This window comes from Pseudoalteromonas sp. SS15, from assembly GCF_049257195.1.
Classification (GTDB): Bacteria; Pseudomonadota; Gammaproteobacteria; order Enterobacterales; family Alteromonadaceae; genus Pseudoalteromonas.
In genome coordinates this window covers 315,742-330,462 of the sequence record NZ_JBMMUD010000004.1, presented here as the reverse complement: position 1 = coordinate 330,462, position 14,721 = coordinate 315,742, and the positions used below count along the sequence as shown (strand labels likewise).

Annotated in this window: 15 protein-coding genes and 1 pseudogene; 9 read left to right on the top strand and 7 right to left on the bottom strand. The window is 39.1% G+C overall.

Features of this window, described 5'->3' with window-relative positions:
- Positions 1-5: 5 nt before the first annotated feature.
- Both AAEU28_RS10725 and cdd read left to right on the top strand, forming a co-directional pair.
- On the top strand, positions 6-374 hold the full coding sequence (locus AAEU28_RS10725; protein WP_421964101.1) for a hypothetical protein: 369 nt from the start codon (positions 6-8) through the stop codon (positions 372-374).
- Positions 375-420: 46 nt separating this feature from the next.
- Positions 421-1,281, top strand: coding sequence for a cytidine deaminase (gene cdd, locus AAEU28_RS10720; protein WP_421964100.1), 861 nt, complete (start codon positions 421-423; stop codon positions 1,279-1,281).
- Positions 1,282-1,312: 31 nt separating this feature from the next.
- On the opposite strand, the gene udp is transcribed toward cdd, so the two are convergent.
- Positions 1,313-2,071, bottom strand: a complete 759-nt coding sequence (udp, locus tag AAEU28_RS10715) for a uridine phosphorylase (RefSeq protein ID WP_421964099.1) — start codon at positions 2,069-2,071, stop codon at positions 1,313-1,315.
- A gap of 157 nt (positions 2,072-2,228) precedes the next feature.
- Between udp and AAEU28_RS10710 the strand changes: the two genes are divergently transcribed.
- The 3 genes from AAEU28_RS10710 (at position 2,229) to AAEU28_RS10700 (ending at position 5,177) form a co-directional block, all read left to right on the top strand.
- The gene (locus AAEU28_RS10710; RefSeq protein WP_138479538.1) at positions 2,229-3,008 is read left to right on the top strand and encodes a DUF2189 domain-containing protein; all 780 of its coding nucleotides are present in this window, start codon (positions 2,229-2,231) and stop codon (positions 3,006-3,008) included.
- Between the two features lie 283 nt (positions 3,009-3,291).
- Complete coding sequence (locus AAEU28_RS10705; RefSeq protein ID WP_421964098.1) at positions 3,292-4,404, top strand: arginase family protein; 1,113 nt, start codon at positions 3,292-3,294, stop codon at positions 4,402-4,404.
- A gap of 56 nt (positions 4,405-4,460) precedes the next feature.
- A complete protein-coding gene (locus tag AAEU28_RS10700; protein ID WP_421964097.1) occupies positions 4,461-5,177 on the top strand; it encodes an amino acid ABC transporter substrate-binding protein in 717 nt (238 codons plus the stop codon).
- Between the two features lie 24 nt (positions 5,178-5,201).
- Here the strand turns inward: AAEU28_RS10700 and AAEU28_RS10695 are convergent.
- Positions 5,202-5,399, bottom strand: a pseudogene (locus AAEU28_RS10695) (VF530 family DNA-binding protein); the annotation flags it as partial.
- Between the two features lie 17 nt (positions 5,400-5,416).
- Positions 5,417-5,716, bottom strand: a complete 300-nt coding sequence (locus tag AAEU28_RS10690; RefSeq protein ID WP_421964096.1) for a DUF1496 domain-containing protein — start codon at positions 5,714-5,716, stop codon at positions 5,417-5,419.
- Between the two features lie 91 nt (positions 5,717-5,807).
- Between AAEU28_RS10690 and AAEU28_RS10685 the strand changes: the two genes are divergently transcribed.
- A complete protein-coding gene (locus AAEU28_RS10685) occupies positions 5,808-6,038 on the top strand; it encodes a TIGR02647 family protein (protein WP_390443705.1) in 231 nt (76 codons plus the stop codon).
- 19 nt (positions 6,039-6,057) lie between these two features.
- Here AAEU28_RS10685 and maiA read toward each other — a convergent pair whose 3' ends face one another.
- Complete coding sequence (maiA, locus tag AAEU28_RS10680) at positions 6,058-6,684, bottom strand: maleylacetoacetate isomerase (RefSeq protein WP_421964095.1); 627 nt, start codon at positions 6,682-6,684, stop codon at positions 6,058-6,060.
- Between the two features lie 67 nt (positions 6,685-6,751).
- Complete coding sequence (gene hmgA / locus AAEU28_RS10675; RefSeq protein ID WP_421964094.1) at positions 6,752-8,047, bottom strand: homogentisate 1,2-dioxygenase; 1,296 nt, start codon at positions 8,045-8,047, stop codon at positions 6,752-6,754.
- 129 nt (positions 8,048-8,176) lie between these two features.
- Here hmgA and AAEU28_RS10670 point away from each other — a divergent pair, with 129 nt between their 5' ends.
- The gene (locus AAEU28_RS10670) at positions 8,177-8,596 is read left to right on the top strand and encodes a MarR family winged helix-turn-helix transcriptional regulator (protein ID WP_421964093.1); all 420 of its coding nucleotides are present in this window, start codon (positions 8,177-8,179) and stop codon (positions 8,594-8,596) included.
- 41 nt (positions 8,597-8,637) lie between these two features.
- On the opposite strand, the gene AAEU28_RS10665 is transcribed toward AAEU28_RS10670, so the two are convergent.
- Together AAEU28_RS10665 and AAEU28_RS10660 are read right to left on the bottom strand one after the other, a co-directional pair.
- On the bottom strand, positions 8,638-11,760 hold the full coding sequence (locus tag AAEU28_RS10665) for a TonB-dependent receptor (RefSeq protein ID WP_421964092.1): 3,123 nt from the start codon (positions 11,758-11,760) through the stop codon (positions 8,638-8,640).
- A 49-nt stretch (positions 11,761-11,809) separates the two neighbouring features.
- Complete coding sequence (locus AAEU28_RS10660) at positions 11,810-12,622, bottom strand: S1/P1 nuclease (protein ID WP_421964198.1); 813 nt, start codon at positions 12,620-12,622, stop codon at positions 11,810-11,812.
- 287 nt (positions 12,623-12,909) lie between these two features.
- On the opposite strand from AAEU28_RS10660, the gene AAEU28_RS10655 reads away from it, so the two are divergent.
- Together AAEU28_RS10655 and AAEU28_RS10650 are read left to right on the top strand one after the other, a co-directional pair.
- Positions 12,910-13,764: a PhnD/SsuA/transferrin family substrate-binding protein gene (locus AAEU28_RS10655; RefSeq protein ID WP_421964091.1), complete on the top strand. Its 855-nt coding sequence runs from the start codon at positions 12,910-12,912 to the stop codon at positions 13,762-13,764.
- A complete protein-coding gene (locus AAEU28_RS10650; RefSeq protein ID WP_421964090.1) occupies positions 13,764-14,681 on the top strand; it encodes a hypothetical protein in 918 nt (305 codons plus the stop codon). The genes AAEU28_RS10655 and AAEU28_RS10650 overlap by 1 nt, the downstream gene beginning before the upstream one ends.
- Positions 14,682-14,721: the final 40 nt, after the last annotated feature.

The following is a 14,721-nucleotide window of genomic DNA, read 5'->3' as shown; positions in this document are numbered from 1 at the left end:
GTTCTATGCAAACGCTATCTACCAGTATTACTTATGATGAATCAACTTCGCTTGTGATGATGACACTTATAGGCGTTGTAACCGCTGAAGACGTAATAAAAACCTATCAAAGAGCGAACAGTTATGCACAAGATTATAAGTCCTCAAAATTACTGATAGATGTGACTGAGCTTGAACATAACTTTGCCGCGATTGATATCGTGTCTTTAATGCCAAAGGTAGCAAATGCATTGCAGAATATAAAATTGGCACGTGTAGTGAGTTTTGATGGCTACATGCATGATTTATTTTTGCAGAAAGCGAAACGCTTTGGGATCACGGTAGAGAACTTCGATTGTTTCAAGACTGCTAAGCATTGGTTGTCTAACTCATGATAAAGGGATAAACTATTCGGCCTTTTTCATAACGTGTGGCATTTTTATGCTAACGATTCCAAAAGAACTAGAACAAGAATTACAACAAAAAATTCAATCTAATGGTGGTGTCATTCCTAAAACACTACTTGATTCGTTAATGGCTAGGTTTGATGTAGAAATCAAACCTCTTTTGCAAAGCCTGCTACCTATTGCAGCAAAATTTTCAATAGCGCCGATTTCTAACTTTAATGTCGGTGCGATTGCTTACAGCAGCGTCTCTGGTTGTGCATACATAGGGTCCAATTTAGAGTTTAATCACGCCGCATTGTGTTTAGTGGTTCACGCTGAACAATCTGCTATCAATACAGCCTGGATAAATGGCGAAACACATATCTCATACATTGCCATCACTGATGCACCTTGTGGCCATTGCAGGCAATTTATTAATGAAGTGAAGTTATCAGAAAAGATAGAAATACTTTTACCAAATACCAATACTTCATTACCAGAGTTGTTACCTCACTCTTTCGGTCCAGCAGATCTGGGTAATGAAACACGTCTTCTTGATAAATCAGAGCCACATACCTTCGATTCAAAACTACCTATTTCACCTGAATTGCTTAAACACTACCAGGCTTCATATGCGCCATATTCAGGTAACAAGTCAGCAGTACAAATTAAAACTGCAAAGCATGGTGATTTTTACGGTCGTTATGCTGAAAATGTGGCGTACAACCCGAGTCTGTCACCATTACAAAGTGCTCTGAGTCAAATGGCACTATCAGGATTGAGTCTTGATGAAGTTGAAGTGGTAGAAATTACGTTAGTTGAAACTGAGCAATATAAAAATCAATCGGGTGTTGCTGATGTAGTATTAGACAGTTTTACCGGTAATTATGAAATAAAAAAAGCGTATGTGAGCTAGGCTTACATACGCTTTTTCATAATCTTAGAGATTATTTTTCTAACACGATTTCTGCCGCTTTTAAAACCACTGCAATTGCTTTTTGTTCTATCTCTTGATGATCCACATTTGGGATCTCCTGACGTGTTCTATTCACTAACACACCCGCGATACAAGCCGCTTTTAAACCTAAAGCTGCACACATTGTAAATAAAGTTGCAGACTCCATTTCATAGTTCATAACATTCAGTTTTTGCCACTCTTCGCAACTGCCTTGGAACGCCTTATTCACATAACCAGAGTATGTATCGTAGCGTTCCTGGCCTGGATAAAATGTATCACTCGATGCCGTTATGCCTGCATGATATGTCACACCGATTTCTTCACAGGCTTGTACCATTGCAGCGGTTGAGTGGAAGTCAGAGACAGCAGGGTAAGATAGAGGAGCAAAATGCTGGCTAGCACCATCAAGTCTCACTGACGCCGTGCTTACTAAGATATCACCTTCATTGATATGAGGTTGTATTGCCCCGGTTGTACCGATTCTTAAAAATGTTTTGACACCGAGTTGAGCGAGCTCTTCTACTGCAATTGACGTAGAAGGACCACCGATCCCAGTTGAGCAGATCACGACAGGTTGTTGTTTTAGTTCTGCGAGATAGACGTGAAATTCGCGTGTTTTTGCTAAACAAATACTGTTATCGAGTTTGTTAGCAATACGCTCAGCTCTTTCAGGATCGCCAGGAACAATTGCTAAATTAGCACCTTTTAGTTGCTCGGTGCTTAGGCCCAAATGAAATACCTTATCCATAGTAAACCTTATTTATTATAAAACCGTAGTTTGAAAGATTAGCGTATAAAGTACAGGACAGATGTCCGATTGTCTTTGTGCACGATCATGCAATTCCTTGCAAGATTGGAGTTGTTCTTCTAAACATTAATATAGCCGCAACAAAAAAGGGGTTATTATGCCAGCTTCACCACCAATCGATAAAAATACAGAATTTGCTCGCTGTCTCGAAAGTAACAGAATTAGTTCACTAGCACCGTTTCACTGGCTATCGCTTGCGATTGCCGATATGGTGAGAGCACCAATGTTAAGTTTAATCTATGGGTTAGTATTTACTGCCATACCCGTCACTATCTTATATTTAATTTACCAATTAGATACACACCTGGTTATTCTGCCTGCCGCAGTAGCCTTTGCGCTGATTGGTCCTGCATTCGCAGCAGGGCTTTATGATGTCGCTTGGGAGTTAGAAAAAGGCCATACACCAACGTTAGGACATAGTTTGAAATCTATGTTCAGAAACCCTGCGGGAGAGTGGGGGTTTGCGATACTTCTCATGGTCATAATGATTGTTTGGATGCGTTTAGCGGCGCTTGTACACGCGCTATATCCGAACGTGCCTAATCCGACATTTGAGCAACTACAATCATTTTTAGCGTTAGGCAGTTTAATTGGCGGTATCTTATTAATGAGTGTGTTTGCAATATCAGCATTTACACCACAGATCATGATGGAACGCCGAGTTGATATTATGACTGCGGTTGTGTCGTCTATAAATGCGGTTAAGAACAATGCTTCAGCTATGATAGTATGGGCATTCATCATATTGTTTTTAGTATTGTTTGGTTTTGCCACAGGTGGCACGGCCTTTATAGTGATTATGCCATTACTTAGTTACGCCAGTTGGCATGGTTATATTGCTATCATAAAGACCAAGAAACCAAGAGGTTATGAGTAAAATATTCATTTAAACTGAATATTAAACCAAGGGCTGTTTTGCAATAAAACGGCCCTTGTTGACATAAAACGACAGCGTGCTATATCTCTGCCCACAAACAAAAATTCTGTTTTACCATTTAACGTCTAATTAAGCTTAAGACATTGTATTTCAATGAATATATAAAAATGTTTTTGTCTTTTTGAACGTGTTTTACTGTGCGCTTTAATGAACACAGTATTAGGTGAGATATTTTTTCTTAACAAAGTTTTAGCATGAATATGCAAAGCAAGCAGAGGTTTCTATGAGTATTAGCAAAGAACAATTTTACAATAAAATGACCCAGTGTTTATGTCCTCCGGGAGATGGTGTATTTACTGTTAATACTGCAAAAGAAAGAAAAGATGCACTGCGTACAAAGCTTTATGGGCAAACTGAAGGTATTGAGCAGATCTGGAAAGAGTCACTACTGAAGATTGAAGAGTCAGAGCATAAAGCGGCAATTTTAGGTATCAGCTCAGACTGCGGCGGCGGTATTTTAAGAGGCGCCAACTGGGGACCATTATTTCTAAGAAGCACTTTAATTGAGCAGCAGCCTCATATCGATGCGTTTGATTTAGGCGATGTTCGTGTTATTCCACACCTACTTCATGATAAATACCTCAATGAAGTCACCATAGAGAATTGTCAAAAGGCGCTTTATCAAAGTTCTGAAGAAGGCTACCACGTATCACCTCTCTCTATTACTGAAGATGTATGTGATGGTTTCTATCAGCATTACCCTAACAAAGGGATCTTCGGTATTGGCGGTGACCACTCGATCAGTTATCCATTAACAAAGTCGTACTTGAAAGCGAAAAGAGATGCGGGTAAGCGTACTGCTATTATTCACTTCGATGCACATACAGATTTGTTAGTAGAGCGTTTAGGTATTGATTTATGTTTTGGCTCTTGGTGTACGCATATTCTTGAGTTTTTGCCAGCTCCGCATCATTTGATTCAGTTTGGTATTCGTTCAAGTGGTAAAGATAAGTCTCATTGGGAGTCTACGTTTGGTGTTAAGCAACATTGGGCGCATGAAATCAGAGAGCGTGGTGCTCACGCAATCGTAGACGATGTAATCGCACAGCTGCAAGCTGACAATGTAGATGAGCTATACGTTAGTTTTGATATCGATGCCTTAGATGAACAGTGGGCATCTGCAACTGGTACACCTGAAGGCAATGGTATGACCCCTGATGAAGCCATGGTTATTTTGAAGGCATTGTCTGAGCGTTTCCCAATCACAGGCGCAGATATGATGGAAATCGCTCCATTTACTGACAGCTCATTAGTCGGTCAATCAAGTTCTGAGACAACTTTACGCGAAGGCGCGAAAATATCAGCATTTCTTCTAGATGCGATTAATAGAAGTTAAGCTATAGTATTAGGTGATGGTTTTAAAACCATCACCTTTTTATTATAGGGAGCGATATGAAATCAGCGTTGTTCTTTTTCCTCTTTTTGTTATCAACAAAAACATTTGCTTATACATTGAATATCGTCACAGAGTTATTTCCGACTTATCAATATCTAGATAATCAAGGTAACTTGGTAGGTCCAACTGTAACTAAAGTAAGAAATATCTTGGCAGATGCCGATATTGACTACAGCCTTTCAGTTGAGCCTTGGCATGTTGCATACAGTGCCGTTAAAAGAGATCCTAATACGTGTATCTTTTCTATAGGTAGAAATAACCAACGTGAAGATATGTTTAATTGGGTGTTCCCTGTTGGTCAGTTTACTAGTTCATTTTATGCACTAAAAAGCCGCAATTTAAAACTCTCAGTATTAGAGGATGCATTAAAATATAGGACAGCGGTTATTAGAAATAACTTTAGCCATCAATATCTTAAAGAGCATGGGTTTAATGAACAAGAGCAATTAGTTGTCATATCTAGTTTTAGCAAAGTGTTAGAAATTCTAGAAACAAGAAAGAATCAATTAGACTTGGTCGTTTTGGGGGATAGTCAGGTTCAAGATGCATCGAAAGATAATAAACTCATGCAGCACCTAGAACCTCTTTTGAAACTCGATAATATTAATAATCAGTTATATTTTGCATGTAATAAGTCAGTACCTGATTTTATTGTAGATAAATTGCATAGTTCACATAAAAGTTTGTATCCGCAATTACTTCTTAATAGGTGACCACTTAAACCCATGAAAAGTATCAAGATAGAGTTGTTCAACTTTGTCCCTTGCCCAAGGTGTTTTTCGCAAAAACTTTAGACTCGATTTAATGCTCGGGTCGTGGGTAAAGCAACGAATATTGACAATATTTCCCATCTCTTCCCAACCAAGCTCTGCTTCAAGCTTAATTAATATCTCTTCTAGTTTTATACCGTGAAGTGGGTTATTTGGTTGTTCCATAAATAATGACTTCTTGTTTAGTTAATGCGAATGGATTTCTTTGGTTTATGTGGGAGCGGTTGCCCGTTTTCATCAGCAATTCGCCATGTTAGTTGACCATTTGTTTGGTTATCGAACTTATTAGCACAAACGAATAGTTTATCAGCCATGACAATCAATGCACCTTCACTGTATTTAGCGTCTTTATACCAACAAACAGGAGTAAGATTGTCTAAAAATAAATTAGTCTTGTTTAACTTGGGGTTAGCGTAACTATAACCTGAAATAAATAAAGAGGTTATCACAAGGCTAATAAAACTAAATTTGTTGTATGTCATGGCATAACTCCTATTTTTAGCTAACCTTAGTTTAGTTCATGAAAATTTGAACCTATATTACCACAACAACAATAAATTAATGGGAGAGGTTATGGCTATAGATAGTAATTTTATGGCTGAGTTAACACTTTTAGCAAAGTTTCCACGTTCAAGTATGCAAATGGGGATCAAAATCCATAAAGACGCTGACCCTAGTTTGATCGCGGCGGCAGAAAGGCTTTACAAGAAAGGTGTTATTGATAGTCCTGATGGCGGTTATTTGACTGACTTAGGTTTAGATTTAATCGGACACTTAGATCAGGTGCATTGTGCGCTTCAGTAAGCGCACAATGAATGAAATATTAAGCAGCGTCGAATTGATTTTCAGGCGCTGCATCAATAAATTCTTTATGCGTATTACAGTGATTGTAAATAGCTTCAATTTTTGGGAATTGACTCATATCTACTTTAAAGCGTAACGCATTAAACACTTGAGGCACTAAACACGCATCAGCGAGCGTAGGTTTATCGCCAAAACAAAACTTATCACCGGTTAGCATAGTTTCAAGTTTCTTAAACCCTTCAATAACCCAATGTCTGTACCAAATGTTCTTTTGCTCATCATCAACATTTAGTTCATTTGATAGGTATTTAAGGACACGCAAGTTATCGATTGGGTGTATGTCACAAGCTATGGCATAACAAAAGCTTCTAATTTGAGCTTTCTGCCATGGGTCACTCGGAAGTAGAGGCGTATCGGTATATGCTTCTTCTAACCATTCTAGAATTGCCAGAGACTGTCCTAAAACACCTTGCTCAGTTTCTAGCGCAGGTAATAAACCTTGACTGTTTTTATTGGTGTACTCTTCTCCAGTTTGTTCTGATTTCAAGAGGTTAACCGCAGACATTTCATGCGCTATGCCTTTTAAATTCAATGCAATGCGTACTCTATACGCTGCAGAAGAGCGAAAATAGGTATAAAGTTTCATATTCAGGTCCTTAATCACGACAAAGGCACGCGATTGCGTGCCTAATATTTATAACATTATAGAAAGCTTAAGCACCCTTAAAGTACTTTTTGATACCTTTCCAACAATCAAGGTAATTTTGTTGTCTTTCTTTGCCTTCAAGTGCGTATTTTGTTGGAGAGATCACATAACGAGACTCAAACATGAAAGCTAAAGTGTTTTCATATCTTTGCGGCTCAAGCTCTGCATTTGAAGCTTTTTCGAATACATCGGCTTCAGGTCCATGCGGTGACATACAATTATGTAAGCTCATACCACCAGGAACAAAACCATGCTCTTTCGCATCATACACACCTTCAATTAAGCCCATAAACTCACTCATAATGTTGCGGTGATAATATGGTGGGCGGAAAGTCTCTTCTGCAACCATCCAACGTGGTGGGAAGATCACAAAGTCTACATTGGCTACACCAGCGGTACCTGATGGAGACGTTAGGACTGTGAAAATTGACGGATCTGGGTGGTCAAAACTGACGGTGTTCATCACGTTGAAACGCGAAAGGTCATATTTATAAGGCGCGCTATTACCTGTCCAAGCTACAACGTCTAGTGGTGAATGACCAATGTTACAGCGGAAAAGGTTACCGTTAAACTTAGCCACAAGCTCAAAGTCACCTTCAAGATCTTCGAACGCAGCTACAGGATATTGGAAGTCACGCTCATTGGTATAACCGTTAGCGCCTACAGGGCCACGCTCTGGCAGAATGTAAGGGTGGCCGTAGTTTTCACAGATATAGCCACGAATACTGTCGCCAATTACTTCAACTGAGAACTTGATACCACGTGGAATAACTGCAATTTCGCCCGGCTTTACTGCAAGTTTACCGCATTCAGTATGTAAAACCATTTCGCCTTGTTGAGGAACGAATAGCAATTCACCATCAGCATTATAAAAATAACGACCTTGCATTGATTTATTAGCAACATAGACGTGGATACCAATACCCACTTGACCGTTTGCACTGCCATTTGCTGCCATGGTTACTAGACCGTCAACAAAGTCTGTTGCTTCATTTGGGATGTCGATAGGGTTCCAGCGTAGCATAGTAGGGGGTGTTGGCACTTCAGTAATTGGCGCTGTTCTTAATAAACCATTGTCCATCGGCGTATAGTCACCTTGAACAACTGAAGGACGAATACGGTAGAACCAATTACGACGATTGTCAGCACGTGGTGCTGTGAACGCGGTTACATTAAATTGTTCAGCATATAGGTCGTATTTTACTTTTTGTGGTGAGAATTGACCTATTGGTAATGCGCCTGGTAAAGCTTCGGTTTCAAACTCGTTTCCAAAACCTGTTAAGTACTGAAATTCTGTGCTCATAGAACTTGCTCCTTTGATGTTTGCAATTAAGATACTCTCATGTGAGACTATGTTCAAATTAAAAAACAAACTTTGCTTGTATAATTTAGTTTACAAAGGCAATGAGATGCAGAAAATAAAAGACAGTTTATGTTAGAAATTACAGAATTTTTACCTTATCAACTCGTACATTTAGCAAACAAAGTAAGTGATGACTTTGCAAATGTATATAAAGAGCAAGCCGATTTAACCTCGCCTCAATGGCGTGTTATGGCACATCTGGCACAATCGAACTTTACTGCAAAACAATTAATTGATCTCGCTCGAATTGATAAATCAACGATATCAAGAGCAATTAAACAACTAGAATCAAGAGGTTTAGTAGAGCTTAGAGCCGACGAAAAAGATAAGCGCAGCAAAGTACTGTTCTTAACTAAAGAAGGGCGTGAAATTTATAAAAAACTGTCAGTCTCAGCTAAAGCTTGGGAAAAGTCATTGTTAAAAGATCTGTCAGAAGAAGAACGAGTGACATTGAAAGCGGTGTTACACAAACTTAATGAACACATATAAAAAAGGCCAACATGCGTTGGCCTTAATAAATCTAATTTAGATTAGAAAGTGTATTTCACACCGAAACGCATTTCCCAAACTGATACATCTTTCTGTACAGATTGGTTAGCTGCATTTGGATTGAAGTCAGAGTAAACGTACTTACCGTCAACAATCGCTGCCTTAACAACTCGGTTACCTACGAAGTTACCTTTACGCATTACACCCCAGTCATCGTTTAACATGTTAGTTAAGTTGTCGATAACGAAGAATACTTCACCTTTGTGACCATCCATAAATCCAGGTACTTCTTGAGTGATCTTGAAGTCTAGCTTTTTGAACCAATCAGCATTTTGGCTATTTCGAGCTGCGATTTGACCACGATCTAAACCTTGTTCAGCGATCCAGTTATGGAAATCTTCGATTTCAGCAGCTGACATGTTGTAAGTTACTTTGTCATCATTGATTTCAGGAACATACATTAGCTGACGACCACTGCGTGAGTTCCAGCTTGCATCACCAAACGCGCTGTCGCTGCCAGAGAATAGGTAGCTGTACGGTTGACCTTTGCTTGCCTGACCGAATAGGTTGAACTTAGTCTTGAAGCCGTCAATTAGTTCTACTTTATAACCAAGTTGTAAAGTAAAACGATGTGGTACTTCATAATCAGACGTAGATAAGCTTGGTGCAGTCGGGTTGAATGTCGCGATGTTACCGTAGTTCGAACCAGCTGTAGAGCTTGTCATTGGGTTCACATCTTGAGAGTCAGTGAATGCATAAGATAGAGTTAAGTCAATACCATTATCAAAACGCTTGCTCATTGCAGCAGAGATGATGTGTGACTTAGCATCTGGACCTGATACGTTAGTTAACATGTAGTCGCCATCTCGACCGTCTTCACGCTCTTCAATAAGAGGACGACCGTCAGGTGCTGTTTTACCAGTTGTTTGAAGTGCAATGTCTTTTACAAGCGCTGAGTTTTGCTTATCTGTGTATAGGTAATCTACGCTGAACACATACTCGTCTTCAGTTGTGTAGGTTGCACCTAAAGCGATTTTCCACTCTGAAGGAATTTCAAAGTTAGGCGCAGTTGAGTTTACAGCACCGTCGCCATCACCGATAGCAGTGTTACCGATAGCGTCGAACATGTCTTTAGGAACATCATAACCTGGTGTACCACCGTGGATGTTCGTTAACTCAGTTTCAAATAAGTTAGCATAGAAACCACGCTTACCAATTTGAGTTACACCATCATTTGAGTATGAGTTAGATAGCCATACATTCGGGTTACCACCAGAATATAGACCAATACCACCACGTACTTCTAACGCGTCATCAACATACCAGTTGAAACCTACACGTGGTTGAAGTAAGTCAACGCCATCAAGGTTTTTAGTGTTCATGAAACCATAACGTTCTTCAAAGCGCTTGTTTTCTGTTGGACTGTCATCACTTGTGTAACGGTCATAACGTAGACCGAACGTTAGTGTTGCATCGATATCAGAGAATGCGTATTCATCTTGAACGTAGAAAGTATGCTGCGCATAAGAGAATGAAGCAGCTACATCGTTAGGGTTGTTAGTACCAGCTGAGTTGTTGTAGAACGTGAATGCAGCACCGTTCTCATAATCTTCAATAGAGCTGAAACGGAATTCACCTTGTGTATGCTGCATGAATAGGTTGAATACATTTAATTCTTCGAACTCGTAACCAGCAGTGATAGTGTGCTCATCAAGGTAATAAGTACCCGCTAATTTAAGCGTGAAGTTATCCCAGTCTAGATCATTTGATTGACGAGAGTCATCAGGACCAATGTAAACTGTACCTTCGTCTTCGGTTGTGATTTGGAATTCACCAAAACCAGATGCAGCATCTAGTGATGCTTGGCGACCATCTAAATCAGTTTTACCGATGCGTACTTCAGTTGAAAGTTCATCAGTCCAGTCTGAGTATAGTGACGCTACGATTGACGTCATCTCTGCGCCTTGCTCGTAGAAGTGGTTGCTTAGCGGTAGCTCATCACTTGCTTGGTCAGACTGAGATAAACGGAAACCATCATTCCAGTTGTACACTACGTTAGCACGGTGGCTGTCGTTAATGTTCCAATCAAGCTTAACTAGAAGCTTTTCATCTTCAACAGGCATACTAGGAACCATTGTACCCGGGTCATAGTTATACTTGTCTTTTGTAATTGCGATAATACGGTCAAGGTCAGACTGGCTTACAGTATTGTTTAAAGCACTGTAGCTAAATTGCTCAACACCTTCTAACTTCTCGTAAGAAGTAAATAGGAATAATGAATCTTCGATCAGAGGCATACCAACGTGGAAGCCGTAACGCTTTTCAGAGTAATCACCGTTGTCGATGTCTTCGCCTTCTACCTTATCACCCTTCATAGAGTCATTTGTGTAGTCGTAGAACATACCACCACTGATATCGTTACCACCAGACTTTGTAACCGCGTTGATGTTACAAGAAGTGAAACCACCGTATTGAACGTCGAAAGGTGCTAGTTCAACAGCAACTTGGTCGATTGAATCAAAAGAGAAAGGTGCACGAACAGTAGGGTAGCCGTTTGAACTTAGACCAAAGTTGTCGTTCATACGAACGCCGTCTAGTGTAAGGCTGTTAAAGCGAGGGTTACCACCACCACATTGGATAGCACCACGGCTCTCATCTACGTAAACACGTGGATCTGCACGAACGATATCACGAAGGTCACGGTTAATCGCAGGTGCTTCTTGAAGGTTTTCAAGTGTGAAAGTTGCCGCAGGACCTGTACCACCAGACATCTGGCTAATTGGGCGACCTGTTACAACGATTTGCTCGATATCTGAAGGAGCTTTCAACTGAACGTTTACTGGGTAGTCAGAACCAAGAGAAAGATATACGTTTTCGATAAGCTGATCTTCAAAAGTCGTTGAATCAACGATGATTTGGTAAGGACCACCTACACGTAAACCCTTTGCTGAGAAGTAACCTGCATCATTTACAGTTGCCACTTTAGTTGAACCAGAAGGTAAGTGCATGATAGTTACTGTTGTACCAGCAGCTGGATTACCTTGAGGACCAACGATCTGACCTTTCACTGCAGAAGAGGTTTCGTTAGCAAACGCAGCGCCACTTGCACCGATGCCAGCAATAACTGCAAGCGATAGTGCCGTTTTGCGTAGTTGAGTTTTCATTTTATTGTTTCCCGTGTTGAGATTATTTAACTTACTTTTTTGCATGCCATTAACCACGCTTTTTAATAAGCGCTTCAGTTAGCGGCTTTGCGTTACTGTCAAAAATTTGATTGAGAAGCCCGGCTAAACGAATACCACCTTGTGATAAGCGCTTTTTGACAACTGGCATATGTTTGTAGACATAGCCATAACTGAGCTTTGTTTCGTTTTCACCGTATACACGATGAGATATTTTGTTTGATTCAACCAACCAATCAGCAGGCTGGCTATTTAAGTATGCCTTTATAGTCTTTTTATTTGACGTTTTTATGAAATCTGCAAACTCAGTGAAAGATAAATTTTCATTTTCAATAAGATGCGTATCCCATGTACTGTGCAGGTTAGTTTCTTTCCCGAAAAAAGATACCTTAATTAAGTTACCACCTCGGTCTTCAGAGCGTCCCGCATGGAAAGGTTGATGGCTATCTCCAACCAAGTGGACTAAGAAACTTAAAGCAAACTTTTTAGATTCTAAGTCGCTCTTATTACTCTTTAAAATATTAATAGAATAATAAATTCCGTCTAAAATATGTGCAACTTTATCTCTGGAGTCAATAGAAGTGTTTACATATTGATGCATTTTTTTTGCATCTTTAATATTAATGTAATGCCATTTGCCTGATTCTTTTCGCCAAAAGTGCTCCGGATTAGAGCGCATTTCATCGGGCCAGGTTGAGATTTGGGCAAGAGAGCTACCAGCTAGTAAAGGCTGCAGGGCTGATTTAGTATTATCAGTTAAATGCATATCAGCTATTTCACCAATAACTCTGTGACCGTTTTGGCCCCAAGCTACTGCTTTTTGTGAACTAAGTACTATTAACATTGTCAATGATAAAGCAAGTGTTTTAGTAACTGTTGTCAAATTCAACATGGTTAGCCCGTGTAAATCGTAATCTTATTAAGGTCAATTGTCCGTGTTTTTGAAGTTTGAATAAAGGACTCAAGTTTATTCATCATTACTTGTTAACAAAGTAGTTAAATCAAGGGTTTATGAAATTTAAATAATTTTACCTATTGTAATGAGTAAGTAAACTTGCTCTAATAGCCGTGTTGTCAATAAACTTACTTTTTGTTTTGTTAAAAAAATATAAATTATCGTTAAAAACTATCTTGTTCCTGTCTGTTATCACAAGTACATGGTTAGTTTGGCTACTATCTCAATTGGTTATTACTGATACATCTATACATCTGGTGCCTATACAGCAACATAAATTCCAGTGCCAAACTTCATCAAGTGAAAACCAAGCTGTATTTAGAGTTAAAGTACCCACAAAACAACTTGCTGAGCAAATACTTCCGGCGCTTTGTCAAAACAGTGTTCTTAAACGTCAATTTGGTCATGTTGAAGTTTTTTGGGGGGGAAGTTTAGCTGAACAAATCGAATTTTTTGGTAAAGGTATCGCAGATCTCATATTGAGCAAAGACAGTATTATGCAAGCACTTCGTGCCGATGCGACACATAACTACACACCGATTATTGGCTATTCAAGTTACTCTGCATTTTTTATCTCCAATAAAGAAAAACCAAAACTTGAAAAGGCATATTTCCTTGACAAGCGTATTGGATTGCTTGATCACCCAACAAGTCGATCTGGCCATATCTTGCCAAAGAAAGCATTTAAGCAATTAGATTTAGATATTAAAAACCTAGATATTACTTATGTTAGCTCTCACACCGCATTAAGAGAAAAGCTTGCAAATAATGAAGTAGATATTATCGCGTCTTATTGGAATGATAAGACTGATGACGAAAAGTTTTCCCATAACTATATTATCCCTATTGGTGATAATATTACTGGCAGCCGCTGGTACCTTAAATTGACAGAAAACAATACAGATCTTGCCTGTGCCGTTCAAACAATCACAACACAAATAGCGCAATCAGTAGGCAGTGCCTATTTCGAATCTCTAGAAAAGTTCTGGCAGTGCGATCTTTCACCTTATAAATTTATTGGTGAAAAATAATGATAAACATAAAACCTATTTATATTTTCACAGCAGCCGTTTTTGTTTTGTTAAGTTTGCTGTTTTATTTGGGGCAAGAAAGTAAAATATCACAGGCGGTTGAACTGCAGAGCGAACAAGTAGCTAAGCGTGTCTCTCTCGATGTCAGCAGCCTACCATTAGCTGAACCACTTTTTAACTATGCAGGCAACCAGCAAGAAGTAGATATTTATATTGAGCAATTGAATCAACAACTCGATTCACTAGACTCTAGAGTAAAAGTTGAATCGATATCTACTATTAAGCCAACTGATAAAGTATTTTTGGAATTGTTTGCGAATTATAAAACTATCTATTTAGTTTTGATTGCTGATAGAAGCCATGCCAAATACACGTACATTATAGTGATGTTACTTACCTTGGCTAACGCATTACTCTATCGCAAAGTATTTAGAAAACATATTGAAAACAAAGTGAAAAAAAGAGCGGTTTCAGTCGAAACTATAAAACCAAAGTTAGTAATTGATTTATACTCAAAGTCACTATTTATAGAGGGGACTAATGATATTCAAAGTCAATTGGCCAATAAGCCACTTTGCTTTTATCTGGCAATGATCGAATTTAGCCATGCTTACCCAGATTTAAACCTTCATTTAAATAAAGACGTGCCAGCTGAGTTACTTACTATCGCTGAAAAGTATTTTCATAGATTATCTGTTCTAGGACATACAGTTAGAAAAAGGCCAAATTTCTCGAACAGTTTAGAAAAAACTCTCAGTGAGATTAGGGCTGCACTTGACGAAATTTTAAGAGAAAGCCCAGAACTAAAAGCAAAACTGTACCCACCTAAAGCGCATGGTGAAGGGTCGCGATCTAAGTTACATAGCTATGGTCTTAAGGGCTTGTTAGACAATGATTATGAGATAAGAGGTAAATAATCCGCTAAAGATGCCAGATATGTTCTGGCATCCATTATTG